Source organism: Brachybacterium sp. GCM10030252 (genome assembly GCF_042666535.1).
GTDB lineage: Bacteria > Actinomycetota > Actinomycetes > Actinomycetales > Dermabacteraceae > Brachybacterium.
Genome location: NZ_JBHTDM010000010.1, coordinates 25,895 through 50,881, shown reverse-complemented (window position 1 = coordinate 50,881; position 24,987 = coordinate 25,895). Strand labels below are relative to the sequence as shown.

19 protein-coding genes are annotated in these 24,987 nt (G+C 69.1%); 2 read left to right on the top strand and 17 right to left on the bottom strand.

Annotation, left to right across the window (positions count from 1 at the left end):
* Window positions 1-11 precede the first annotated feature (11 nt).
* The 6 genes from ACFQRJ_RS10655 to ACFQRJ_RS10630 form a co-directional block, all read right to left on the bottom strand.
* Entirely contained in the window at window positions 12-449 is a 438-nt protein-coding gene (locus tag ACFQRJ_RS10655) for a hypothetical protein (protein WP_377019047.1), read from the bottom strand.
* 4 nt (window positions 450-453) lie between these two features.
* Complete coding sequence (gene typA / locus ACFQRJ_RS10650) at window positions 454-2,376, bottom strand: translational GTPase TypA (RefSeq protein WP_377019046.1); 1,923 nt, start codon at window positions 2,374-2,376, stop codon at window positions 454-456.
* A 192-nt stretch (window positions 2,377-2,568) separates the two neighbouring features.
* Window positions 2,569-4,443 carry an ABC transporter ATP-binding protein gene (locus ACFQRJ_RS10645; protein WP_377019045.1) on the bottom strand — a complete coding sequence of 625 codons (1,875 nt, stop codon included), beginning with the start codon at window positions 4,441-4,443 and terminating at the stop codon, window positions 2,569-2,571.
* Window positions 4,440-5,393 (bottom strand): ABC transporter permease, encoded by a 954-nt coding sequence (locus ACFQRJ_RS10640; protein ID WP_377019044.1) that lies wholly within the window; start codon window positions 5,391-5,393, stop codon window positions 4,440-4,442. The genes ACFQRJ_RS10645 and ACFQRJ_RS10640 overlap by 4 nt, the downstream gene beginning before the upstream one ends.
* Window positions 5,383-6,312: an ABC transporter permease gene (locus tag ACFQRJ_RS10635; protein WP_377019043.1), complete on the bottom strand. Its 930-nt coding sequence runs from the start codon at window positions 6,310-6,312 to the stop codon at window positions 5,383-5,385. The genes ACFQRJ_RS10640 and ACFQRJ_RS10635 overlap by 11 nt, the downstream gene beginning before the upstream one ends.
* A 168-nt stretch (window positions 6,313-6,480) precedes the next feature.
* Complete coding sequence (locus ACFQRJ_RS10630; protein WP_377019269.1) at window positions 6,481-8,121, bottom strand: ABC transporter substrate-binding protein; 1,641 nt, start codon at window positions 8,119-8,121, stop codon at window positions 6,481-6,483.
* 290 nt (window positions 8,122-8,411) lie between these two features.
* Here ACFQRJ_RS10630 and pgi point away from each other — a divergent pair, with 290 nt between their 5' ends.
* Window positions 8,412-10,109, top strand: coding sequence for a glucose-6-phosphate isomerase (gene pgi, locus ACFQRJ_RS10625; RefSeq protein ID WP_377019042.1), 1,698 nt, complete (start codon window positions 8,412-8,414; stop codon window positions 10,107-10,109).
* Window positions 10,110-10,302: 193 nt separating this feature from the next.
* Here the strand turns inward: pgi and ACFQRJ_RS10620 are convergent, their stop codons facing one another.
* Entirely contained in the window at window positions 10,303-11,730 is a 1,428-nt protein-coding gene (locus tag ACFQRJ_RS10620) for an MFS transporter (RefSeq protein WP_377019268.1), read from the bottom strand.
* A gap of 194 nt (window positions 11,731-11,924) precedes the next feature.
* Between ACFQRJ_RS10620 and ACFQRJ_RS10615 the strand changes: the two genes are divergently transcribed.
* On the top strand, window positions 11,925-13,490 hold the full coding sequence (locus tag ACFQRJ_RS10615) for a flotillin family protein (RefSeq protein ID WP_377019041.1): 1,566 nt from the start codon (window positions 11,925-11,927) through the stop codon (window positions 13,488-13,490).
* An 85-nt stretch (window positions 13,491-13,575) separates the two neighbouring features.
* On the opposite strand, the gene ACFQRJ_RS10610 is transcribed toward ACFQRJ_RS10615, so the two are convergent.
* The 10 genes from ACFQRJ_RS10610 to ftsZ all read right to left on the bottom strand — a co-directional run bounded on the left by ACFQRJ_RS10610 (window position 13,576) and on the right by ftsZ (window position 24,865).
* Entirely contained in the window at window positions 13,576-14,781 is a 1,206-nt protein-coding gene (locus ACFQRJ_RS10610) for an acyl-CoA dehydrogenase family protein (RefSeq protein ID WP_377019040.1), read from the bottom strand.
* Window positions 14,782-14,831: 50 nt separating this feature from the next.
* On the bottom strand, window positions 14,832-18,392 hold the full coding sequence (gene dnaE / locus ACFQRJ_RS10605) for a DNA polymerase III subunit alpha (RefSeq protein ID WP_377019039.1): 3,561 nt from the start codon (window positions 18,390-18,392) through the stop codon (window positions 14,832-14,834).
* A 105-nt stretch (window positions 18,393-18,497) separates the two neighbouring features.
* Window positions 18,498-19,235 carry a hypothetical protein gene (locus ACFQRJ_RS10600; protein ID WP_377019038.1) on the bottom strand — a complete coding sequence of 246 codons (738 nt, stop codon included), beginning with the start codon at window positions 19,233-19,235 and terminating at the stop codon, window positions 18,498-18,500.
* 84 nt (window positions 19,236-19,319) lie between these two features.
* Window positions 19,320-20,246 carry an RluA family pseudouridine synthase gene (locus tag ACFQRJ_RS10595; RefSeq protein ID WP_377019037.1) on the bottom strand — a complete coding sequence of 309 codons (927 nt, stop codon included), beginning with the start codon at window positions 20,244-20,246 and terminating at the stop codon, window positions 19,320-19,322.
* Window positions 20,243-20,878, bottom strand: a complete 636-nt coding sequence (gene lspA, locus ACFQRJ_RS10590) for a signal peptidase II (RefSeq protein WP_377019036.1) — start codon at window positions 20,876-20,878, stop codon at window positions 20,243-20,245. Before lspA ends, ACFQRJ_RS10595 begins: the two co-directional genes overlap by 4 nt.
* Before the next feature lie 59 nt (window positions 20,879-20,937).
* The gene (locus ACFQRJ_RS10585; RefSeq protein ID WP_377019035.1) at window positions 20,938-21,636 is read right to left on the bottom strand and encodes a DivIVA domain-containing protein; all 699 of its coding nucleotides are present in this window, start codon (window positions 21,634-21,636) and stop codon (window positions 20,938-20,940) included.
* Between the two features lie 95 nt (window positions 21,637-21,731).
* Window positions 21,732-22,022: a YggT family protein gene (locus ACFQRJ_RS10580; RefSeq protein WP_377019034.1), complete on the bottom strand. Its 291-nt coding sequence runs from the start codon at window positions 22,020-22,022 to the stop codon at window positions 21,732-21,734.
* A gap of 8 nt (window positions 22,023-22,030) precedes the next feature.
* Window positions 22,031-22,519 (bottom strand): cell division protein SepF, encoded by a 489-nt coding sequence (locus ACFQRJ_RS10575; RefSeq protein ID WP_377019032.1) that lies wholly within the window; start codon window positions 22,517-22,519, stop codon window positions 22,031-22,033.
* A 148-nt stretch (window positions 22,520-22,667) separates the two neighbouring features.
* A complete protein-coding gene (gene pgeF, locus ACFQRJ_RS10570; protein ID WP_377019267.1) occupies window positions 22,668-23,384 on the bottom strand; it encodes a peptidoglycan editing factor PgeF in 717 nt (238 codons plus the stop codon).
* A 14-nt stretch (window positions 23,385-23,398) separates the two neighbouring features.
* Complete coding sequence (gene ftsZ, locus ACFQRJ_RS10565) at window positions 23,399-24,865, bottom strand: cell division protein FtsZ (RefSeq protein WP_377019031.1); 1,467 nt, start codon at window positions 24,863-24,865, stop codon at window positions 23,399-23,401.
* Between the last annotated feature and the right edge of the window lie 122 nt (window positions 24,866-24,987).

The window sequence follows — 24,987 nt, the reverse complement described above, 5'->3', positions numbered from 1 at the left end:
ATTGTCCCCGATCAGCGCGCGGACAGCCGCCGCCGCAGCGTGACCACCAGCGCCACGGCGAACGGGATCGCCACGCCGAGGCCCTGCACGATCCATCCCGAGTACTGCGTCTGCTCGCTGATCACCGCGGGCATCAGCACCCCACCGCCCGCTCCGCGGCCGAGGAACGGGGAGGCGAGCAGTCCCCACAGGCAGCCGAGCACCACCACCGGCAGCCGGGATCCGGTCGCCGCGTAGAGGAACACGCAGGCCACGACCTGGAATGCGCCGCCGAAGAGCAGGCCGGCCGGCCAGTCGACGCCGCCGATCTCGAGGCGCACGCGATGGGTGGTCACCATCAGCAGCACGGAGATGACGGCCAGCACGATCGCCATCGTCGCCTGCGTGAGGCGGGCGGCGAGGGAGTTCGTGTCGACCGTGACCCCCGGCCCGCGCTGCGGCGCCGTCACCGCATCACCGCCCGGCCTTGGCCTTCGCCCTCGCCCGCGAGCGCTCGTTGGCGTCGAGGATGACCTTGCGGATGCGCACGATCTCCGGGGTGACCTCGACGCACTCGTCCTCGCCGGCGAACTCGAGGGACTCCTCGAGCGTCAGCCGGCGCGGCGGGATCAGGTTCTCGAAGGAGTCGGAGGAGGCTGCACGCATGTTCGTCAGCTTCTTCTCCTTGGTGATGTTCACGTCCATGTCCTCGTTGCGGGAGTTCTCGCCGACGACCTGACCGGCGTAGACCTCGCTGGTCGGCTCGACGAAGAAGGAACCGCGCTCCTGGAGGTTGATCATCGCGAACGGCGTGACCGTGCCGGGGCGGTCGGCGACCAGGGAACCGGTGGCCCGGAACTCGATCGGCCCCATCCACGGCTCGAAGCCCTCGGCGAAGGAGGAGGCGATGCCGTTGCCGCGGGTCTCGGTGAGGAACCGGGTGCGGAAGCCGATCAGGCCGCGGGAGGGCACCACGAACTCCATGCGGACCCAGCCGGAGCCGTGGTTGGACATCGTCTCCATGCGGCCCTTGCGGGAGGCCATCAGCTGCGTGACGGTGCCCAGGTACTCCTCCGGCACGTCGACGATCATGCGCTCGACCGGCTCGTGGACCTTGCCGTCGATCTCCCGGGTCAGCACCTTGGGCTTGCCCACGGTCAGCTCGAAGCCCTCGCGGCGCATCTGCTCGACGAGGATCGCCAGGGCCAGCTCGCCGCGGCCCTGGACCTCCCAGGCGTCGGGGCGCTCGGTGGGCAGCACCTTGAGGGACACGTTGCCGATCAGCTCCGAGTCCAGGCGGTCCTTGACCTGGCGGGCGGTGAGCTTGTGCCCCTTGCCGTTCTTGCCGGCCAGCGGGGACGTGTTGATGCCGATGGTCATCGAGATCGCCGGATCGTCGATGGTGATCAGCGGCAGCGGGCGCGGATCCGAGAGATCGGCGAGGGTCTCACCGATCATGATGTCGGGGATGCCGGCGACGGCCACGATGTCGCCCGGGCGGGCCGTGCGCGTCATGGGCTCGCGGGAGAGCCCCTTGGTCTCCAGCAGCTCGGTGATCTTGACCTGCTTGACGGTCTGGTCGCGGGTGCACCAGGCGACCTGCGCGCCCTTGGTCAGCTCGCCGTTCTTGATGCGCAGCAGCGCGAGACGGCCCAGGAACGGGGAGGCGTCGAGGTTGGTCACGTGCGCCTGCAGCGGCATCTCGTCGTCGTAGCTGGGGGCGGGGATCGACTCGAGGATCGTCTTGAACAGCGGCTCGACGGTGGTGTCCTCGGGCAGCTCGCCATCGGCGGGCTTGGTGGTCGAGGCGCGACCGGCCTTGCCGGAGGCGTAGACGACGGGCACGTCCAGGACCGCGTCGAGGTCGATGTCGTCCATCTCCTCGGCGAGGTCCGAGGCCAGGCCCAGCAGGAGGTCGGTGGAATCTCCCACGACCTCGTCGATGCGGGCGTCGGGACGGTCGACCTTGTTGACCACCAGGATCACGGGCAGCTTCGCCGCGAGCGCCTTGCGCAGCACGAAACGGGTCTGCGGCAGCGGGCCCTCGGAGGAGTCCACCAGCAGCACGACGCCGTCGACCATGGACAGGCCGCGCTCGACCTCGCCGCCGAAGTCGGCGTGGCCGGGGGTGTCGATGACGTTGATGGTGATGCCGTCGGGCTCGCCGGCCGCGGCGGCCGAGGGGCCGGTGTAGCGGATCGCGGTGTTCTTCGCGAGGATCGTGATGCCCTTCTCGCGCTCCAGCTCACCGGAGTCCATGGCCCGCTCGTCGTGCGTGTCGTGGTCGCCGAAGGCGCCACCCTGGGTGAGCATGGCGTCGACGAGGGTCGTCTTGCCGTGGTCGACGTGGGCGACGATGGCGACGTTTCGCAGGTCTGTGCGGAGGCGGGGAGTCATGCGTGAAGGCTCGTTTCGGGTCGCGGGACGGGTCACGGACCGAGCAGCGCCCGGCCGCACAGGGTGCGGCCCGCTCCAGGGCCATAGCGATCCTACCGGCCTGGGCGCCGAGTCCCAGGGGCGAGGGAGTGAGAGTTTCGACGCCATGGCGCCCCCGGGGACCGCGAACGCGATCCCGCGGGCGCCATGGGGTCAGACGTGGCCCGACTGCGAGAACGGATCGATCACGTCGTCCGGTCGCGGATCGGCGGTCTCCCCCGCGTCGTGCGCGGTCGTGTCCGCTGTCGTCTCCGCGGGCGCGTCGACGTCGATCGTCTCGGCCCCCGCGAGCGGGATGGTCCGGCCGGGGATCGCCGCGAGCAGGCGCTTCGTGTAGTCCTGCTGCGGATCGTGGAAGACCTCGTCGGTGGTCCCCTGCTCGACGACCTCGCCCTTCTCCATGACCAGCGTGCGGTCCGCGATCTGGCGGACCACCGCGAGGTCATGGGTGATGAAGAGATAGGACAGTCCCAGCTCGGCCTGCAGATCATTGAGCAGGTCGAGCACCTGGGCCTGGACCAGCACGTCGAGCGCCGAGACCGCCTCGTCGCAGATGACGACCTCCGGGTCCAGGGCGAGGGCGCGGGCGATCGCGATGCGCTGGCGCTGACCGCCCGAGAGCTCGTTGGGGTAGCGCTGCATCATCGAGGCCGGCAGCGAGACCTTCTCCAGCAGGTCGCGCACCCTGGCCTCCCTGCTCCTGGCGTCGCCGATGCCGTGCAGCCGCATCGGCTCCTCGATGGTGCGATAGATCGAGTACATCGGATCCAGCGTGCCGTAGGGGTTCTGGAAGATCGGCTGCACCTTGCTGCGCAGCGTCTTCAGCTCCCGGCGCGAGTGCGTCGTGACGTCCTTGCCCTCGAAGAGCACGCGGCCGGAGGTGGGCTTCAGGAGCCGCAGGACCATCTGCGCGACGGTCGACTTGCCGGAGCCGGACTCCCCCACGATCGCCGTGGTGGTGCCGCGCTGGAGCTCGAAGGAGACGTCGTCGACGGCGCGGAACGGCGTGGATCTCCACGGCACGGCCCCACGGATCGGGAAGTCCTTGGTCAGGTGCTCGACCTGGATCACCGCCTCGTCGGCGGAGCCCTGACCCGGAGCGTCGTCCCGTTCGGCCGCATGGCGCCGGGCTTCGGCGGAGGTGCGCTCGCGCTCGCTGACGGAGACCAGTCGGCGCGAGGCCAGCGACGGCGCGGCCGCGATGAGCCGCTTGGTGTAGGGATGCTGCGGCTTCTGCAGGATCTCCAGCGCCGGGCCGGCCTCGACGACGCGGCCCTTGTACATGACCACCAGGTTCTGGGCGCGCTCGGCGGCGAGGCCGAGGTCATGGGTGATCAGCAGCACCGCGACCCCGAGCTCCTTGGTCAGCGAGTCGAGATGGTCGAGAATCTGCTGCTGGACGGTGACGTCCAGGGCACTGGTGGGTTCGTCGGCGATGAGCAGCTTCGGGCGCGCGGCCAGGCCCATCGCGATCAGCGCACGCTGCTTCATGCCGCCCGAGAACTCGTGCGGGTACTGGTTGGCGCGGCGCTCCGCATCGGGAAGGCCGGCCTCCTTCAGCAGCTCGATGGTCCGCTCGTGCGCGGCGGAGCCCTTGACCACGTTGTTCGCGGTCAGAGCCTCCTGGATCTGGGAGCCGACCTTCCACATGGGGTTGAGGTTGCTCATCGGATCCTGCGGGACCAGTCCGATCTCGCTGCCGCGCAGGGCGAGGATCTCGCGCATGGGCACATCGGTGATGTCCCGTCCGGCGAAGCGGATCGAGCCGGCGGTGACCGAACCGTTCTCGGGCAGCAGCCGGGCGATGCTCATCGCGGTGGTGGACTTGCCCGATCCGGACTCGCCCACGATCGCGACGGTCTCGCCGGGATAGACCTCGAGATTCGCGGCCCGGACGCCCTGCACGGGACCCGAGGAGGTCGTGAACGTGATCTCGAGATCGGAGAGCTCGAGCAGGGGCTCGGCCGGCTTCCCTCCCGGATTCTCCGGCTGGGAGAAGGGCTGGGACTGCGGAGAGGTGGTGGTCATCGCTTCTTCGCCTTCGGGTCGAGGGCGTCGCGCACGGCGTCACCGAGCATGATGAAGCTCAGAACGGTGATGGCCAGCGCCAACGAGGGGTAGAACAGCATCATCGGCTGGGAGCGCAGAGCGTCCCGCGCGGTGGAGATGTCCCCGCCCCAGGACACTGCCGAGGGCGGCAGCCCGACCCCGAGGAACGTCAGGGTCGCCTCGGCCACGATGTACACGCCGAGGTTCACGGTGGCCGTGACGATCACCGGGGCGATCGCGTTGGGGATCACATGCTTCAGCAGGATCGACGTGCGTGAGGCGCCGAGTGCCGTCGAGGCCGTCACGAAGTCCTGGTTCTTCACCGAGATGACGGAGCCGCGCATGATGCGGGCGATGTTGGTCCACCCGAAGATGCCGAGCACGAGGACCACGATCCACACGTTGATGTTGTCGAAGCGGTTGCCGATCACGATGGCGCCGAGGATCAGGGGGACCGCGAAGAAGATGTCGGTGACGCGGGAGAGGATCGCGTCGAAGATGCCGCCGACGAAGCCCGCGATCGAGCCCAGCACGCTGCCGATCAGCGTCGAGAGGATCATCGTGAAGAAGCCGACCGTCACCGAGGCGCGGGCCCCGTAGAGCGTGCGTGCGAGCACGTCGTAGCCCTGGATCGTGGTGCCGAAGGGATGTTCGCCGCTGGGTTCCTCCCGCGCTTGCGAGAGGTCGCCGTAGGTCGGGTCCTGATCCGTGAACACGCCGGGGAACGCGGCGATGAACAGCAGTCCCAGGATCATGATCGCGGAGATGATGAAGACCGGGTTGCGGATCAGGCTGTGCAGGGCCTCGCCCCACATCGAACGCGGTGTCGCGGTGGTGTCGACGGCGTCGACGGCCTGCAGCGGGGTCTCCTCGAGCGGCGCGACGTAGTGCTCCGCCGAGGGGCGGATGGCGCGGGCTTCACTGGGCATAACGGATCCTCGGGTCGAGCACGGCGTAGAGCAGGTCCACGATGAGGTTGGCGAGCAGGAAGATGATCACCAGCAGCGTCACGATCGAGACGATCAGCGGGCTCTCACCGTCGTTGATGGCCCGGAAGAGCAGCGAGCCGATGCCGCTGATGTTGAAGATGCGCTCGGTGACGATGGCGCCGCCCATGAGGGCGCCCAGATCGGCACCGATGAAGGTGACGACGGGGATGAGCGAGTTGCGCAGGATGTGCTTGGTGATCACGCCGCCGCGGGAGAGGCCCTTCGCGGTCGCGGTGCGGACGTGGTCGGCCGTGGCGACCTCGGCGACCGAGGTGCGGGTCAGGCGCAGCACGTAGGCGAAGGAGACGGCTCCCAGCACGGTGGCCGGGACCAGCAGGTTCACGAAGGACGGGTCGCGGCCGACATTGACGGGCACCACGCCCAGCTGGACGCCGAGCACGAACTGGGCGACGAAGCCGATGACGAAGGTCGGCACCGCGATCAGCAGCAGGGACACCATCAGCAGCGTGGTGTCGATCAGCGTGCCCTTCTTCAGCCCGGAGATCACGCCGGCGATCACACCGAAGACTGCCTCGATGACCACCGCCATGATCGCGAGCCGGAACGTGACCGGGAACGCCGCGGCGATCTGATCCGCGATGGGCCGGCCGTTGAAGCCGACGCCGAAGTCGCCTTGGACCAGGTTCCCCAGGTAGATCAGCCACTGGATCAGGACCGGCTTGTCGAGGTTGTACTGCTGCCTCAGCTGGTCCTCGATGGCCGCGGAGATGGGTTTGTCCCCGGCGATCGTCGCGATGGGATCGCCGGCGGAGGCGAAGGCCATCAGATAGACGATGAGGGTGGCACCGAGGAACACGGGGATCATCTGCAGCAATCGCCGCACGATGTACCAGATCACGTTGTTCGCTTTCGACGTCGGATTCGGGGCACAGGCCCCGGCGGGCAGCCCGGGACGAAGGGTACCGGGCGCACGACAGCGGGAACCGGGCTCGGCCCGATCCCCGCTGACGGGTGTGACGGATCAGTTCGGTTCAGACCGCAACGACGTCTGATCCGTCACAGAGGATCACTTGGTGATCTCGTAGTACAGCGGCACCGTGTCCCATCCGTACTCCACGTTCGAGACCAGGTCCGAGTAGCCGCCGAAGGTGTTCTGGTACCACAGGGGGATCACCGGCAGGTCCTCGAGGAGGATCGCCTGGGCCTCCTTGTACTTCTCCAGCGCGGCATCCTGGTCGGGAGCGGCCAGGCCCTCCTCGAGCAGGGCGTCGAACTCGGGGTTCTTGTAGTCGCCGTCGTTGCTGCCGCCGCCATCGGCTGCGGCGGACGAGTACAGCGGGCCGAGGAAGTTATAGACCGACGGGTAGTCGGCCTGCCAGCCGGACCGGAACGATCCCTCGAGCTCGCGGTTGGTGATCTGCTCGCGGAACTCGCCGAAGGCCGGGAACGGCTGCCCGGACGCCTCGATGCCCAGCACGTTGGAGATCGAGTTGCAGACTGCCTCGACCCAGCTCTGGTGCGGGCCGTCGGCGTTGTAGGACAGGGTGAAGGGGCCTTCGAAGGGCTCCATCTCCTCCGCCTGGGCCCACAGCTCCTGAGCCTGCGCCTCGTCGAAGGTGAGGACCTCGGCGCCGGGGATATCGGTCTGGCCGCCGCCGTCGATCACCGGGGCCACGAAGTCGGTCGCCGGGGTGCGGGTGCCGAAGAACAGGTTCTCGCAGATCGAGTCACGGTCGATGGCGTAGGAGATCGCCTTGCGGCGCAGCTTGCCGACCTCGCCCTGGAACTGGGGGTCGTAATTGGGGATCGTGAACGACTGGAACACCGCTCCGGGGGCGTTCACCGCGCGGTCGCCGAGCTCATCCTCGAAGGACTCCAGCGCGGAGTCCGGGATCTGGTCGGTGACGTCCACGGCGCCCGACTGAAGGTCGTTGTACATCGTGTCGTTGTCCGCGTAGATCACGAAGGTGACGCCGGCGTTCTGGGCCGGGCGGGCGCCGGCGTACTCGGGGTTCGGGACCAGCACGATCTCGGAGTCGTGGGTCCAGGTGTCGACCATGTAGGGCCCGTTGCCGACGGGCTTCTCGCCGAAGGCCTCCATGTCCTCGAAGGCGGATTCCGGCAGCGGGGAGTACGCGGTGTAGCCCAGGCGGCTCGGGAAGTCCGACTGGGGCGAGACAAGCTTGACCGTGAACGTGGTGTCGTCGACGACTTCGAGGCCGGACATCGTCATGTCCTCGGTGGCGTCGTCGGCCGAGACCTCGTCGTACCCCTCGATGGGCTCGAAGAACGAGTTGCTCAGCTGAGCGTTGGTGGCGTTCGCCCCGAAGTTCCAGGCGTCCACATAGTTCTTCGCGGTCAGCGGCGTGCCGTCGGAGAACTTCTGGTCGGCCTTCAGCGTGATGGTCCAGGTCTGGTTGTCCTCGGACTCGATGGACTCGGCCATCTCGTTCTCGACCTTGCCCTCGGCCGTGTAGTACACGAGCCCGGAGAAGATCGACGTGACCACGCGGCCACCACCGACCTCGTTGGTGCTGGTGGGGATCAGCGGGTTCTGGGGCTCGGTGCCATTGGCCAGGACGGGCTCGCCGGATCCTCCGCCGTCGCCGGAACCGTCACCGGCTCCCCCACCGGAGCAGGCGGCGAGGGCCGCGGCAGCGCCGGTGACTGCGGTACCGAACATGAGGGATCGTCGGGAAAAGGCCATGGGGGTCTCCTCGGAGATGACTCGGGTTGTGGTCATCGTGCTTCGTCACACACGACGCTTAAGCCAGTGTGCACCCTCGGCTGTCAACGACAGTCCACCTGTCGGTAACGCTTCGGTCTCGTCCGCGACACCTCGCCCTGTCGCACGGCGCCCGCCCCGCAGATGTCCAGCGCGGCGGTCCGCCCGGAGTCGAGCGCGGCAGGGCGCGCACAGCACACATGCGCACAGGGGCGCTCGACGCGATTCCCGCGGGGTGTCGGCGATCCCGGCTGACGGTGTTCAATGGCGGTATGACTGCTTCGAACGCCGCTTCGTCCGCCCCCGTCGACCCGACTTCCACCGCCGCCTGGGAGGCTCTCGAGGCGCACGACCTCGAGCTGACCGGCTCCCTGCGCGAATGGTTCGACGCCGATCCCGACCGCGCGGAGCGCTTCAGCCTCGAGGCCGCCGACCTCCACGTGGACCTGTCCAAGAATCTGATCACCCCCGAGACCATGGAACTGCTCCAGCAGCTGGCCCGTGAGGTCGGCGTCGAGCAGCGCCGTGACGCGATGTTCGCCGGCGAGCACATCAACACCACCGAGGACCGCGCCGTGCTGCACACCGCGCTGCGCCGGCCCGTCGGCACCCCGGACGCCCTGGTCGTGGACGGCCAGGAGATCGATCGGGACGTCCAGGCCACCCTGCGCCGGGTCTACGACTTCGCGAACGCGGTCCGCTCCGGCCAGTGGACCGGCGTGACCGGCAAGCCGATCCGGACCGTGGTCAACATCGGCATCGGAGGCAGCGATCTGGGCCCGGTCATGGTCTACGAAGCGCTGCGTCCCCTGGCGCAGGACGGCCTCGAGGCCCGCTTCATCTCCAACATCGACCCGACCGACGCCTACGCCACCACCGAGGACCTCGATCCCGAGACCACCCTGGTGATCGTCGCGTCGAAGACCTTCACCACCCTGGAGACCCTCACCAACGCGCGCCTGGTTCGTCAGTGGCTGCTGTCGGGCCTGCGGGAGAACGCCGCGCTCACGCCCGAGCAGGAGAAGGAGGCCGTGGCCAAGCACTTCGTGGCCGTCTCCACCGCGCTGGACAAGGTCGAGGCCTTCGGGATCGATCCTGACAACGCCTTCGGCTTCTGGGACTGGGTGGGGGGCCGCTACTCCGTGGACTCCGCGATCGGGACGGTGCTGGCCGTCGTGCTCGGCCCGGAGGTGTTCGAGGAGCTGCTGTCCGGCTTCCACGCGATGGACGAGCACTTCCGCACCGCGCCGGCCGAGGCGAACGTGCCGCTGCTGATGGGCCTGATCAACGTGTGGAACGTGAACTTCCTGGAGGCGGAGACCCATGCGGTCCTCCCCTACTCCCAGTACCTGCACCGCTTCCCGGCCTACCTCCAGCAGCTGACCATGGAATCCAACGGCAAGTCCGTGCGCTGGGACGGCTCGACCGCGGCCACGGAGACCGGCGAGGTGTTCTGGGGCGAGCCCGGCACCAACGGTCAGCACGCCTTCTACCAGCTGATCCATCAGGGAACCCGCATCGTCCCGGCCGATTTCATCGCCTTCGCCACGCCCAACCACGCGCTGGCCGACGGCGACCAGGACGTCCACGAGCTGTTCCTGGCCAACTTCTTCGCCCAGACCAAGGCGCTGGCCTTCGGCAAGAGCGCCGAGGAGGTACGGGCCGAGGGCACCGAGGGACCGCTGGTGGCCGCCCGGGAGTTCTCCGGCGACCGTCCCACCACGTCGATCATGGCGCCGAAGCTCACGCCGTCCGTGCTGGGCCAGCTGATCGCCCTGTACGAGCACATCACTTTCGTCCAGGGCGTCGTGTGGGGCATCAACTCCTTCGACCAGTGGGGCGTGGAGCTCGGCAAGCAGCTCGCCAAGGACCTCGGCGCGGCCGTGGCGGGGGACGACGCGGCGATCGGGAGCGAGGACTCCTCGACGGCCTCGCTGATCCGGTACTACCGCAGCCACCGCGAGAGCTGAGCGGCGCGCGGGCGCCGGGCGCTCGGTCGAGCGCGCCGGGCCCCGACACGCTGAGCGCAGGAACCTGAGCGCCGGAAGAGGGCGGTCCCTGACGGGGCCGCCCTCTTCTGACGTGAACCGTGCTCGTCGACCACGTGACCGCGCACGCGGCAGCCGCGCAGTCGAACAGTCACGCAGTCACGCAGTCACACAGTCACGCCAGGTAGTCGATCTCGCGGGTCTCCTTGCCGATGAGCAGTGCGGCGAGCGTGATGAATGCGGCGAGCGTCAGGTAGCCGCCCACCAGCCACAGCGGACCGTCCATCAGCTGCCACAGCGCGATCATCGCGTACGGGGCGGGCGCGGCTCCGATCACCGAGGCCATGTTGTAGCTGACCGCGCTGCCGGTGTAGCGGACGTCGGCCGTGAACATCTCCGGGAGGAACGCCGCCATCGGTCCGAACGTGAGGCCCATCAGCGTGAATCCGAGGATCAGCGTGGCCATCACACCGATCGTGCCGGCGTGGATCAGGGGCTCGATCAGCAGGCCGAAGACGGCGATCCCGGCGGTGACGCCGAGCAGCAGCTTGCGGCGACCGATCCGGTCCGCGAGCGGACCGGAGACCAGGGTGAAGATCCCGAAGAACACGACGCCGATGATCAGCATGGTCAGGAACTCGGGCCGCTCATAGCCGAGGCCGGGCGTGAAGGCGTCGGGGTTGAACTCGTTGCCGGCGGCTTCGGCGGCGGCGCGGGCGGTCTCCTCGTCGGCGACGGTGGTGCCGACGACCATGAGAAAGGCGGTCATCAGGTAGAAGAGCACGTAGGTGGCGACCATGGCGATGGTGGCCAGGATCAGCGGCTTCCAGGCGGTGCGGAAGACCCGGGCGATCGGCACCGCGGCGACCCGCTGCTCGTCGATGACCTTCTGGAACGCCGGGCTCTCCATGAGTTTCAGCCGCACCCATAGGCCCACCACGACCAGGATGGCCGAGAGCAGGAACGGCAGTCGCCAGCCCCACGTCATGAACTGCTCGTCGGTCATCGTGACGCTGAGGACCACGAACAGCAGGTTCGAGAGGATGAACCCGATCGGCGCGCCGAGCTGCGGGAACGTCCCGTACAGCGCGCGCTTGCCCGGCGGGGCGTTCTCGGTCGCCAGCAGCGCGGCGCCGGACCACTCCCCGCCGAGGCCCACGCCCTGGCAGAAGCGCAGGAGGACCAGGATGGCCGGCGCCAGGAACGCGAAGCCGGGCGTCGATGCGGTGGGCAGCACACCGATCAGGAACGTGGCGATGCCCATCACCAGCAGGCTCGCCACCAGCGTGGTCTTGCGACCGACGCGGTCCCCGAAGTGACCGAACATGAGGGAGCCCAGCGGCCGGGCCACGAACGCGACTCCGAAGACCGCGAACGAGCTCAGCAGCTGGTTCGCCGGGGTCTGGGTGGGGAAGAAGAGCTGCGGGAAGACCAGGGACGCCGCAGTGGCGTACGCGTAGAAGTCGAAGAACTCGATCGTCGTGCCGACCATCGACGCGGTGATGACGCGCCCGCGCGTGTTGGCTGGTGCCGCCGCAGGCGCGGACGTGAGGTGGGGAGAAGGCGGAGTGCTGTTCACGAGCGCCGACCTTAGCCCGCACATCCCATCATGCGGACGTACTGCACACATGGTGAGACGAGCGCTGGGACCGTGCCGGCGATTGGCGTATCGCCCCAGGTCAGCGGCATCTGGTCCGGTTCTGAGATCGACCGCCATACAGCGGCGTTCGATGGAAGACTGTCCCTCGGCGGGTCTCGGACGGAGGAGATCCGCCCACTACTGACTGAGGGGACTCCATGGAAGCACTCATACCGATCCTGGGCGGCGCGGCTGTGCTGCTCGTCGCGGTCCTGATCCTGGCCGTGATGCTGATGCGCAGCTATCGGATCGCGGCTCCGAACGAAGCACTGATCATCACCGGCCGCAATGCGAAGACCAGCCCGACCGGCGACATCGATCTCGAATCGGGCAGCGCCCGTGTGATCATCGGCGGTCGCGCTATCGTGCGGCCCATCGTGGACCGCGCGTTCGTGCTGAGCCTGAGCTCGCGGCAGATCCCGGTCGAGGTCGAGGGCTACTCGATGAACGGCATCTTCCTGCGACTGCGCGGGGTGGCGCAGGTCAAGGTCGGCGGCAATATCGAGGATGTCCGCAAGGCCTCGCAGCGCTTCCTCGATCAGCAGCAGCAGATCGACCACTACACCCAGGAGATCCTCTCGGGCACCCTGCGCGCCGTGGTCGGCACGCTGACGGTCGAGCAGATCATCCGCGATCGCGCATCCTTCGCCAGCCAGGTCCAGGCCGAGGCCGAGCATTCGATGAACAATCAGGGTCTGGTCATCGATACCTTCCAGATCTCCGCGATCGAGGACGACGGCTCGTACCTGCGCGACTGGGGCCGGCCCGAGGCGGCCCTGGTGGCCAAGCGCGCCGCCATCGCCGAATCGGACGCCAACCGGGAGTCCACCCAGGCGAAGAACCTCAACCTGCAGCAGGAGGCGGAATCGAAGCAGTCCTTCGATCTGCGCCAGGCCGAGATCAAGGAGGAGACCGACGCCCGTCAGGCGATCGCGGACGCCGCCGGTCCGCTGGCCCGCGCCGCGCAGCAGCAGAAGATCATCGAGCAGGACGAGCTGATCGCTGTCCGCAACAACGACCTGCGCGAGAAGCAGCTGATCGCGGAGGTCCACAAGCCGGCCGAGGCCAAGCGCTACGCCGAGCAGCAGGACGCCGACTCCAAGAAGTACGCCCGCGTGGCGCAGTCCGAGGCGGAGCTGACCGACGAGCGCAACCGCGCGGAGGCCCGCAAGGTCACCTCCGAGGCGGAAGCATTCTCGATCGAGGCCCGGGGCCGGGCCGAGGCCGAGGTCGAGCTGCAGCGTCGTTCGAAGGACGCCGAGGCGGTCCGGCTCGAGGGTCAGGCCGAGGCCGACTCGCTGCGCGCCAAGGGTGAGGCCGAGGCGGCCGCCATCCTGGCCAAGGGTGACGCCGAGGCGGAGACGACGCGTGCCCGTGCCGAGGCGTACAAGCAGTTCAACGACGCCGCGGTCCTCGCGCAGGTGCTCGAGGTGCTGCCGTCCGTCGCCAATGAGCTGGCGGCGCCCTACTCGAACATCGACAACCTCTCGGTGTTCTCCACCGATGGGGAGGCCAAGATCGGCCAGAACATCTCGGTCGGTCTCGCCCAGGTGCTCGACATGGTCAAGTCCACCACCGGTGTGGACTTCCAGGACACCCTCCAGCGCGCCGCCGAGGGCGGTCGCGTGGTGCGCGAGCAGTCCGAGTCCGCCGGCGCGGCACCGTCGTCCACCGCTCCCGAGCCGGCGGACGACCTCCCCGTTCCCGCCGACGAGACCTCCTAAGCCCGCTCAGGTCAAGCGCCTCCGCGAGGCCATCGATCGCCCCGGCACTCCTCCTGGAGGGCCGGGGCGATCGTCGTACGTGCAGTCATCGCGGCAGCACCGGCCGCGTGCCGCCGATCTCGCCCAGCAGCGACTTCGCGTAGGAGGCGTGGACGGACTCAGCGTCGGAGGGGTGGTACATCGCGGCACGCACGTCCCGGGAGAGCCGTTCGAGCTCGCTGCGCCGGAAGTACTGGGCCCCGCCGCTGGCGCGGAGGACCTGGTCGACCGCACCGATGGCAACCTCGGTGGCTCGGGACTTCACCCCGGAGAAGTGCTGGAACCATTTGGGGCCGTGGTCGGTCACGCCGACGCCGCTCTCCCCCAGCCCCAACGCGTCGAGGTCGGCCATGAGCTTGTCGATCTGCAGGACCACTCCGTCGACGGCGATCGCGGCGTCGGCGAGGCGCCAGCGGATGTCGGGGTCGTCGGCGTGGACGATGCCGCGCGTGACGTTGCGGCGCGTGGTGGCGAGGTCCGCGCCGACGATGATCGCGCGCTCTGCGATGCCGGTGTACACCGAGGCGATCAGCAACTCGAACGCACCGAAGATGCCCATCACGAACGGGTCCTGATTGGGGCCGACGGGGGTCAGCGCCAGGACCCGGTCCGCGGCGATCGGGGCCCGGTCCAGCACGGTGGTGCACGACTGCGTGGCCCGCATCCCATGCGTGTCCCAGTCCGGGACCGTCTCGACGGCGTCGGTGCGCTCTATCACGCCGAACACCAGGCGAGGATCGACTTCGGAGGTGCGGGCGAGCCGGCCGTGGACCACGAGGCGGTCCCACACGGGGGCGAGGGAGGTGAAGATCTTGGTGCCGCTGACCTGGTAGCCGCCGTCGCGCCGGGCGTCGGCCCGGGTCGAGGAGTCGAACAGCATGGCCTCGTTGCCGGGCTCGGAGATCCCGAAGGCGAACAGACGGTTCGCCGCCGCGTCCTCGAGCATCGTGCGCACCGAGCCGGCTCCGAGCCGGTGGGCGTGCAGGGAGGCACCGGTCACCACGAGATGCATGTTCATCGCCAGCGCCGTGGCCGGCGCGGCCTGCGCCAGGCGCCGCTGGACCTGGGTCGCCTCCAGCAGGCTCGCGCCGAGACCGCCGAGCTCGACCGGCACCAGCAGGCGCAGGTAGCCGCGCTCGCGCAGATCCGCGAGATCCTGCTCCGGGAAGGTGTTCTCCCGGTCGTGGATCACGGCGCGCTCGCGGAACGTGTCCAGCAGGGAGGCGGGCAGCAGGTCGTCGGCGATGCTCATGGACCTACGCTAATCCAGCGCGCCCCGTTCCAGCACGCCGGGCAGCGCCGTCACTGCAGGCAGCTGGGGCCCAGCAGGGCCTTCAGGGAGGCGTACAGTGCGGCCGACGGCGACACCGAGAGGCGCTTGTCCAGCTGCATGAGCGTGGTGCGTCCCGGTTCCTGCAGGCGCAGACGCACCTCGCTGGAGCCGGGGTTGTCCTCGAGCACCCCACGCAGCTTCTCGGCGACAGCACTGGTGGCGCGCATCGCCGGCAGAGCGATCACGACGGGCCCGTCGGGGCCTGCGCCCGTCTCCGGGATCGACATCTCCATCACGCGCAGCTCGGGCATGCCCTTGGAGGTGTCCACCCGACCCTTCATCGAGACGATGAGGTCCTCGGCGAGCTCCGTGGCCACCGTCTGGTAGGTCGAGGGGAACATCAGGCAGTCGATGGAGCCCTCGAGGTCCTCGACCGTGGCGATGGCCCACATGTCGCCCTTCTTGGTGGTCTTGCGCTGCAGCGACGTGATCAGCCCGGCGATGGTGACCATGGAGCCGTCCTCGACGGCGCCATCGTCGGCGAGCGCACTGATCGACGTCGAGGAGTTCTGGGCGATGACGTGCTCGAGGCCGTACAGGGGGTGGTCCGAGACGTACAGGCCCAGCATGTTGCGCTCGAAGGCGAGCTTCTCCTTGCGGTCCCACTCGGGGACGTCGGGGACGACGATGGTGGCGGCCGAGCCGGTGGCCACCCCGTCGTCACCACCGCCGGCGCCTCCGAAGACGTCGGCGAACAGGTCGTACTGGCCCTGGGCCTCCTTGCGCTTGACGTCGACCACGGAATCGACCGCGTCCTCATGGATCAGCACCAGGGAGCGGCGGTTCGCGCCCAGGGAGTCGAAGGCGCCGCCCTTGATCAGGGACTCGATGGTGCGCTTGTTGCACACCGACAGCGGGACCTTGTCCAGGAAGTCCGTGAAGGAGGTGAAGGCGCCCTTCTCCTCCCGCGTCTTGATGATCTCCTCGACCACGTGGGCGCCGACATTGCGGATCGCCGAGAGACCGAAGCGGATGTCGTCGCCGACGGCGGAGAAGTAGAGGTCGGATTCGTTGACGTCCGGCGGCAGCACCGTGATGCCGCGGTGGCGGCAGTCCCCGAGGTACAGGCCCAGACGGTCGCGGTTCTCCTGGGTGGAGGTCAGCAGGGCCGCCATGTACTCGGTGGGGTGGTTGGCCTTGAGGTAGGCGGTCCAGTAGGAGACCACGCCGTAGGCGGCCGAGTGGGACTTGTTGAACGCGTAGTCGGCGAAGGGCAGCAGCGTCTCCCACAGGGCCTTGACCGCCTCCGGGGAGTACCCGTTCTCCCGCATGCCGGCTTCGAAGGAGACGTACTGCTTGTCCAGCTCCGCGAGCTTCTTCTTGCCCATCGCGCGGCGCAGGATGTCGGCTTGGCCGAGGCTGTATCCGGCGACCTTCTGCGCCGTCTGCATCACCTGCTCCTGGTAGACCAGGACCCCGTAGGTCTCGCCGAGGATCTCGGCGAGCGGCTCCTCGAGCTCGGGGTGGATCGGGGTGATCTCCTGCAGCCCGTTCTTGCGCAGCGCGTAGTTGGTGTGCGAGTTCATGCCCATCGGCCCCGGGCGGTACAGCGCGGAGACGGCGGTGATATCGCCGAACTGGTCGGGCTTCATCTGCCGCAGCAGCGTGCGCATGCCGCTGCCATCGAGCTGGAAGACGCCCAGGGTGTCGCCGCGCTGGAGCAGCTCGTAGGTCTTCTCGTCGTCGAAGGGCAGCTGCTCCAGATCCGGCGGGGTCTTCCCGTTGCGCGCCATGTTGTCGACCGCGTCGGAGAGGACGGTGAGGTTCCGCAGGCCCAGGAAGTCCATCTTCAGCAGCCCGAGGGTCTCCAGGGTGGGGTACTCGAACTGGGTGATGATCTGGCCGTCGGAGGGGCGGCGCATCATCGGCACGATGTCGATCAGCGGGTCGCTGGACATGATGACCGCGCAGGCGTGGACGCCCCAGCCGCGGGTCAGGCCCTCGACGCCCTTGGCGATCTCGACGACCTTCTGGACGTCGGGGTCCTCGTCGTGGATCTTGCGGAACTCCCCCGCCTCGGCGTAGCGCGGATGATCGGGGTCGAAGATGCCCTTGATCGGGATGTCCTTGCCCATCACCGTCGGCGGCAGCGCCTTGGAGAGACGGTCGCCCATCGCGTACGGGTAGTCCAGGACGCGAGCGGCGTCCTTGAGGGAGTTCTTCGTCTTCATCACGCCGTAGGTGATGACCTGTGCGATGCGGTCGTCACCGTACTTGCGCTCCACGTACTCGATGACCTCGCCGCGGCGGCGATCATCGAAGTCGACGTCGAAGTCGGGCATGGAGACGCGGTCGGGGTTCAGGAACCGCTCGAACAGAAGCCCGTGCTCGAGCGGGTCGAGATCGGTGATGCGCATGGCGTAGGCGACCATCGAGCCCGCGCCGGAGCCACGGCCCGGCCCCACGCGGATGCCCTGCTCCTTGGCCCACTTGATGTAGTCCGAGACGACCAGGAAGTAGCCCGGAAACCCCATCTGCAGGATGATGCCGACCTCGTAGTCGGCACGCTGCTTGACCGCGTCGGGGATGCCCATCGGGTAGCGGTACTCCAGGCCGCGCTGGACCTCCTTGACGAACCAGGACTCCTCGTCCTCCCCGGGCGGGGTGGGGAAGTTGGGCATGTAGTTCGCGCCCTCGTCCGTGGTGCGGAAGTGGACGTCACACATCTCGGCGATGCGCAGAGTGTTGTCGCAGGCCTCGGGGAACTCGCGGAACAGCTCGCGCATCTGGGCGGCGGACTTCAGGAAGTAGCCGGAGCCGCCGAACTTGAAGCGGTCGGGGTCACTCAGGCGCGACCCGGAGTTGATGCACAGCAGGACGTCCTGGATGGTGGCGTCCTCCTCGCGCACGTAGTGGAGGTCGTTGGTCGCCACCAGCGGGGCGCCGACAGCCTTGGCCACCGCCAACAGATCCTTGGTCACCCGTTGCTCGATGGACAGGCCGTGGTCCATCAGCTCGATGAAGTAGTTCTCCTTGCCGAACATGTCCTGGAACTCGCCGGCCGCCTTGACCGCCTCGTCGAAGTGGCCCAGGCGAAGGCGGGTCTGGATCTCGCCGGAGGGGCAGCCGGAGGTGGCGATCAGCCCGTCGGAGTACTTCGAGAGGATCTCGCGGTCCATCCGGGGCCACTTGCCCATCTGGCCGTCCAGCGAGGCCTCCGAGCCCAGCCGGAAGAGGTTGTGCATGCCCGCGGTGCTGCGCGAGAGCAGCGTCATGTGGGTATAGGCGCCACGAGCGGAGACATCGTCCCCGGCGATCTGCTGCTCGCGGGTCCCCCACTGGACACGGGTGCGATCGTGACGGCTGGTCCCGGGCGTCACATAGGCCTCCAGCCCGATGATCGGCTTGACCCCCGCGTTCTTCGCCGTCTTGTAGAACTCGTAGGCGCCGAACAGGTACCCGTGGTCCGTGATGGCCACGGCCTGCTGCTCCTGGCGGACCGTCTCCTCGACGAGTCTGTCGATCTTCGCCGCCCCGTCCAGCAGGGAGTAATCGGTGTGGACGTGGAGGTGCACGAAGTCGTCGGACATGCGTTCCAGGGTAGCCAGTCAGGCCCTGCGACGCGCCGCGCCGGGGCCGGTCCGACCCGTCGGGGAGGTCACCTCGGCGAGTCCGGCGTGTCGGGAATAGCGGGCTCAGGTCCCCGAGTCGTCGCCTTCGGCCTCCTGCTCGCGGCGCATGTCCGACAGGAGCGTGTTCATGTAGTCGTGGACATCCTCGAAGCTGAGGCTGCGCTCGTCGCGGCGAGGGGGGATGCCGCCCACGAAGGCGCCGCCGTGCCAGGCCATCGAGTCGTCCGGGAGGGTCGGGTCGTCACCGCGCCACAGGTCCAGGGGGATCGCGTGGGCGGCGAGGTCACGCGCGATCTCGTCGGCCTGGGCCGGGTCGCCGGAGCGCTGGAGCACGGCGACCAGCAGGGACTGGGCGGCCCATGCCGACGCATCGTCCGTGCTGCTCTCGCCGGGGTCGACCGATTCCTGGACCAGGGCAATGTAGCTCGCAGCGAGCTCGTCGGCGCCGTCCTCGTAATGGTCCTTGGCCACGCGCAGCGCGATGCGCGGCACCAGCTCGCGCGCGTCCCACAGCACCGCTGCGCCGACCAGCGCCATACCCACCCCGGTCGGGAAGTCCGGGTCCAGGGCGATGGGCGTCGACGGCGACCGGCCGGCCCGGCGGGCGTCGTCGGCCTCGAGGTAGGCGCGGGCGGCCTCCGCGATCGCTGCGCGGGCGCGATCGTCGTCGCGCAGGGTCACCTCTGCGCCGGCCGGGTCGATGCCCAGGCGGCGCGCGACCCGGGCGAAGGGGAAGTCGGGCCTTGCCAGGGCCGCGTCCCGGGATGGGGTCAGCGCACCGGAGGTCTGCTCGTCGCTCATGCCTCGACGGTAGCCGCTCCGCGACTCGGGCGCGTCACCGGTGGCCGTCGCGCGAGGTGCTGCGGCGGGATCTGCCACGGCCGGTCAGCTGCCGCGCAGTGCCTCGAGCGCATCCTGCAGGTCGCGCGGGTACTGGGAGACGAACGTGACCTCCCGGCCGCTGACCGGATGGACGAAGCTGAGCTCCATCGCGTGGAGCCACTGACGGATCAGGCCGATGCGCGCCGCGAGCGTCGGATCCGCGCCGTACAGCGGGTCGCCCACCAGCGGATGGTGCAGCGCGGCCAGGTGCACGCGGATCTGATGGGTGCGGCCGGTCTCCAGTCGCACCTTCAGCAGCGTGGCGCCGTGGAGCGCTTCCAGCGTCTCGTAGTGCGTCACCGAGTGCTTCCCGTCGCGGCGCACGGCGAATTTGTAGTCGTGGTTCGGGGAGCGGGCGATCGGGGCCTCGATGGTGCCCTGCGGCTGGTCCGGGGTCCCCTGGCAGACGGCGTGATACACCTTGCCGACCTCGCGGGCACGGAAGGAGTCCTTCAGCGTGGTGTAGGCGCGCTCGGTGCGGGCGACGACCATCAGGCCGCTGGTGCCGACGTCCAGCCGGCTGACGATGCCCTGGCGGTCGGGGTCACCGCTGGTGCGGATGCTCACGCCGGCGGCGGCGAGATGCCCCAGCACCGTCGGCCCGGACCAGCCGGGACTGGGGTGTGCGGCGACGCCGACGGGCTTGTCGATCACCACGATGTCGTCGTCCTGGTGGACCAGGCTCATGCCCTCGGCGATCATCGGCCGGACCTCGGCGGCGGGACGCTCATCGGGCAGCTCGACGTTCAGCATCGCCCCGGGCTCCAGACGGGTGGAGCGTGACGGTGCCTGCCCGTCGATCTCGACGTGGCCGCCGTCGATGAGGTCGGCGGCGCGGCTGCGCGAGAGGCCCAGCATGCGCGAGATGCCCACGTCCACGCGCTCGCCGGCGAGTCCGTCGGGAACCATGAGGAAGCGCGAGGAGCTCACCGGGGATCCTCCGTGGGCGATGCGTCGTCGGTGCTCGGCCGGTCCTGCGTGCTCGGCCGGTCGTCCGTGCTCGGTCCGTCCTCGCTGCTCGGTCCGTCGACGGCGGACGGCGAGGTCTCTGCCCGCTCCGCTCCAGCTCGTGCCTCGGCCTCGGCCGGATCGGCGGCATGGCCGAGCACCCCCAGCAGCACGATGAGGATGGCGCCGCCGACGACGCCCATGTCCGCCACGTTGAAGACGGGCCAGTTGGGCAGCTCGAGGAAATCGACGACCTCGCCGCGGAAGGGGCCGGGGTCGCGCAGCAGCCGGTCATGGATGTTGCCCAGGGCCCCGCCGAGAATCAGGCCGAGCGCGAGGGTGTACCAGAGCGAACGCACCGCGCGCACGGCGAAGATCACCACGCCGGTCACGATGACCATCTGCAGGCAGGTCACCACCGGGGTGATCCCGGCGCCCATCCCCCAGGCCGCGCCGGAGTTGTACAGCAGCGTCAGCTGGAGGACCTCACCGAGGAACGGCTGGGGCTCGAGCTCCGTCAGGTTGTGCTCCGCCCATGCCTTGGTGATCTGGTCGGCCACGGCGATCACCGCGGCGACGGCGGCCATCCCCGTCAGGACGACGAGACGGCTCACACGGCGACGAGCGCCGGACCCCTCGGGCCCGGCGCTCGTCGGCGTGGAAGCAGCGTGGTTCACAGACCGAAGTTCGCCTGCTTGTCCTGCGTCTCGCTCGTGTCCAGCTCGCGGAGCTGGTTCTCGAGGTAGTTGCGCAGACGGTTGCGGTAGTCGCGCTCGAAGGTGCGCAGGCCCTCGATGGTCTTGTCGAGCTCGGCCTTCTTGGTCTCGAGCTCGGCCAGCGTGGTGCGGGACTTCTCCTCAGCCTCGGAGACGATGCGGCGGTGCTCCTCGTTGGCCTCGGAGATGAGCCGGTCGCGCTCGTCCTCACCGTTCTTGACGTACTCGTCGTGAAGGCGGTTCGCCAGGGCGATGATGCCGGCCGCGGACTGGTCCGGGCTGCCCTGGTCGGCGACAGCGGGAGCGCCGGCGACGGGCTCCTCGGCCGGAGCCTCGGCGACCGCGGGCTGCTGAGCCGTCGTCTCGGCGTCGACATCCGCCGTCGCCGAGACCGGCGTCTCGTCGATGACCGCCTCGTCCTCGACGACCGGGGCGTCGGTGGCCGCTGCGGCAGCAGGCGCGGACTCGAGCTCGGCGATGCGGTTGTGCGCCTCCTCGAGCTCCTTGGTCAGGCGGTTGTTCTCGTCGATCAGCTCTTGCAGGCGCGGCAGGATGTCGTTGTCGAGGTAGTTGTCCACCTCGTCCATGTCATAGCCCTCGGAGAACCGGACCGGGGTGAACCGCTTGGACAGCAGGTCATCGGGCATCAGAGCCATGGGTCACCTTCTCGTCGTTCTGGGGTCGTGGTGCGCGTACGGCGCGGTGCCGACAGCCTAGCGGATGTTGGAGGACGTCCTGGACGCCGCGCGCATCAGCGCGCGAGCGGGGCCAGCACGGCGAGCAGGATCCAGCCGCCGACGAGCAGGATCATCAGGCTCAGGTCGAGGGCGACGGGGCCCAGGCGCAGCGGAGGGATCAGGCGCCTCAGTGCCTTCACGGGCGGATCGGTCAGCGTGTAGACGACCTCGAAGAGCACCAGCACCAGCCCCGAGGGGCGGAAGTCACGGGCGTAGGCCTGGATCCATTCCAGGACCAGACGTGCCAGCAGCACGAGCGTGTACACCAGGACGGCGATGTACAGCACCGCGGCGACGAATTGCACCGAATTGCTCAGCTCTGGTTGTAGAAGCCGGTGTCGTCGGCCGAGGTGTCCCCGTCGACCTCGACGAACTCCGGCGAGAGCAGGAAGACCTTGGAGGTGACGCGCTCGATGTCGCCGCGCAGGCCGAAGATCAGCCCGGCGCAGAAGTCGACCATGCGCTTGGCGTCGCCGTCCTGCATCTCCGAGAGGTTCACGATGACGGGGACCCCGTCACGGAAGGACTCGCCGATCGCCTTGGCGTCATTGTAGGAACGCGGATGGATCGTGGTGATGCGATGCATCGACTCCTCCACTGCGGGCGCCATGGGCACCACGTTCGACCGCTGTCGGATCGGGGTCACCTGGGCCTCCCGTTCGGGTGCGGGCTCCGGGCCACGCTCGGTGCGGCGAGCCGGAGCGGCCGCCTCGTCCTGGCGGATCCGCTCGTCCTCGTAGTATTCGTCGTCGACCTCATTGGCGAGGCCGAGTGCGACCATGGCGTTGCGCCAGTTGCCCATCGCAGATCTCCCAGTTCGTTGTTCACGCTGACCTGGGCTTCGGGGAAGCACGGGGAGTGCGTGGAAGCCCTTCTCCCCAGAAAGTACAGCAGGGCTTTCCGCCTCCACGGGAAGCGGTCGGCGTGTCGTGGGGCCGTGTCGTGCGAGGTCACTCCCGACGGATCACGCCGGCGAAGCGACCGGTCCGTGCCGCTCGCCGATAGGAGAAGTACTCCTCGTCTTCGAGTGTGCACGCAGCGCCTGCGTCGATCGCGGCCGCCGGGACCCCGGCCTCGGTGAGCACGGCGACCGCCCCGGCACGCAGGTCGAGAGCGGGCGTGCCCCAGCGGGTCACGGCATGGACGGCGGGCAGGAGCTCGGCGGCCTGGTCCCGCATCTGCTCCGGCACCTCGTAGCACTGCCCGCAGATCGACGGGCCGACGGTGACCGTCACGTCCCCGGGCCGGGCACCGAAGCGCGCCATCTCGACCACGGTCCTCTCCAGCACCCCGCCGAGCAGCCCGGCGCGACCGGCGTGGGCCGCCGCGACGGTCCCCGAGACCGGGTCGGACAGCAGAACCGGCAGGCAGTCGGCGACCATGATGGCCAGCGCCACGTCGCGCCGGGTCGTGACCAGCGCATCCGCCGTGACGGCGGGGACGGGCCCCGTCTCGGGCAGCACGTGGACGGCGGCCGAGTGGACCTGGTCGACGAACACGAGCGGCGCACCGACTGCCTCCGCCACCAGCTGACGATTGTGCTCGACGCACTCCGCGTCGTCCCCGACGTGACGTGCGAGGTTCAGCCCGGTGAAGTCTCCGGTGCTCACTCCCCCGGTCCGCCCCGTGAACAGGGTGCGGGCCCCGCGATGTCGCGAGGCCCGCACCGGGAGAGCTGAGCTCACTTCAGGAAGGACGGCAGATCGAGGTCGTCGTCGTCCGACGGCGGCTCCTCGATGCGCGGGGGCCGCGCCGGCTCCTCCTGGGTGCGGGGCGCCGACTGTGAGCCGTCCTGACCCTGCTGCGGGGGCTGGGCCTGCTGCTCCCCGCCGTGGTGACCGGACTGACCGTGCTCCTCCGCCTGGCCGTTCTGACCTGCCTGGCCGCTCTGTCCCGACTGACCGCTCTGGGCGGCCTGACCGTACTGGCCGGACTGACCGTTCTGGCCGGTCTGGCCGTACTGCCCCTGAGCGGACCCGGCCTGCTCGGTCGCGGATCCGGCCTGGTCCTGACGGGACGGCGAGAAGGTCTGCTGCGGCAGCCCCCAGGCACCCGGCGTGGCGGCCGCACCGGCGCCCGCGCCGACAGCGGCCGGCCGCTCCGTGCCCGAGGCCGACGGCTGCGACTGCTGTGAGGAGGCACGCGGAGCGGGGATCGGCTCGGAGCGCTGCAGCGGCGGGGTCTCCGCGCGCGGGGCGGGCCCGCCGCCCTCGAAGCCGGCGGCGATGACGGTCACCCGGACCTCGTCCCCGAGGGCGTCGTCGATGACGGAGCCGAAGATGATGTTCGCGTCGGGATGGGCGGCCTCCTGGACCAGGCGAGCGGCCTCGGAGACCTCGTACAGCCCGAGGTCGCTGCCGCCCTGGATGGAGAGCAGCACGCCGTAGGCGCCGTCGATCGAAGCCTCCAGCAGCGGGCTGGAGACGGCGAGCTCGGCGGCCTGCAGGGCACGGTCGTCCCCGCGGGCCGAGCCGATGCCCATCAGGGCGCTGCCGGCCCCTTGCATGACGGATTTGACGTCGGCGAAGTCGAGGTTGATCAAGCCCGGCGTGGTGATCAGGTCCGTGATGCCTTGGACACCGGACAAGAGGACCTGGTCCGCCGATTTGAAGGCATCGAGCATCGAGACCTGCTTGTCCGCGATGGACAGCAGGCGATCGTTGGGGATGACGATGAGGGTGTCGACCTCGGCCTGGAGCGCGTCGATGCCGGACTCCGCCTGCGTGGAGCGGCGGCGTCCCTCGAAGGTGAAGGGTCGGGTGACGACACCGATCGTCAGCGCGCCGAGGCTGCGGGCGATCTTGGCGACCACCGGGGCGCCACCGGTGCCGGTGCCGCCGCCCTCACCGGCGGTCACGAAGACCATGTCTGCGCCGCGGAGGACCTCTTCGATCTCCTCGGCGTGGTCCTCGGCGGCGCGCTTGCCCACCTCGGGGTCGGCGCCGGCACCGAGACCACGGGTGATCTCCTTGCCGACGTCGAGCTTGACGTCCGCGTCCGACATGAGGAGCGCCTGGGCATCGGTGTTGATCGCGATGAACTCGACGCCCTTCAAGCCGGAGTCGATCATGCGGTTGACAGCGTTGACACCTCCGCCGCCGACGCCGACGACCTTGATGACTGCTAGGGAGATCTGGGTTCCGGCCACGTTTGGGTCCTTGCTCTTGTCGTTCACCTGCAGAGAGGGGCCTGCGTCGCATCTGGTCGCCGACTGCCGAAGAACCCTCAACCTCGACTCGAGGTTCGGACTTCGGGGCGCCTCTCCTTTCC

Coding starts and splice junctions, on each gene's coding strand:
- ACFQRJ_RS10630 (WP_377019269.1), bottom strand. CDS start 8,121: ATGGCCTTTTCCCGACGATCCCTCATGTTCGGTACCGCAGTCACCGGC.
- typA (WP_377019046.1), bottom strand. CDS start 2,376: ATGACTCCCCGCCTCCGCACAGACCTGCGAAACGTCGCCATCGTCGCC.
- ACFQRJ_RS10640 (WP_377019044.1), bottom strand. CDS start 5,393: ATGCCCAGTGAAGCCCGCGCCATCCGCCCCTCGGCGGAGCACTACGTC.
- ACFQRJ_RS10615 (WP_377019041.1), top strand. CDS start 11,925: ATGGAAGCACTCATACCGATCCTGGGCGGCGCGGCTGTGCTGCTCGTC.
- dnaE (WP_377019039.1), bottom strand. CDS start 18,392: ATGTCCGACGACTTCGTGCACCTCCACGTCCACACCGATTACTCCCTG.
- ACFQRJ_RS10610 (WP_377019040.1), bottom strand. CDS start 14,781: ATGAGCATCGCCGACGACCTGCTGCCCGCCTCCCTGCTGGACACGTTC.
- ACFQRJ_RS10600 (WP_377019038.1), bottom strand. CDS start 19,235: ATGAGCGACGAGCAGACCTCCGGTGCGCTGACCCCATCCCGGGACGCG.
- ACFQRJ_RS10620 (WP_377019268.1), bottom strand. CDS start 11,730: ATGTGCGGGCTAAGGTCGGCGCTCGTGAACAGCACTCCGCCTTCTCCC.
- ACFQRJ_RS10645 (WP_377019045.1), bottom strand. CDS start 4,443: ATGACCACCACCTCTCCGCAGTCCCAGCCCTTCTCCCAGCCGGAGAAT.
- ACFQRJ_RS10585 (WP_377019035.1), bottom strand. CDS start 21,636: ATGGCTCTGATGCCCGATGACCTGCTGTCCAAGCGGTTCACCCCGGTC.
- pgi (WP_377019042.1), top strand. CDS start 8,412: ATGACTGCTTCGAACGCCGCTTCGTCCGCCCCCGTCGACCCGACTTCC.
- ACFQRJ_RS10575 (WP_377019032.1), bottom strand. CDS start 22,519: ATGGGCAACTGGCGCAACGCCATGGTCGCACTCGGCCTCGCCAATGAG.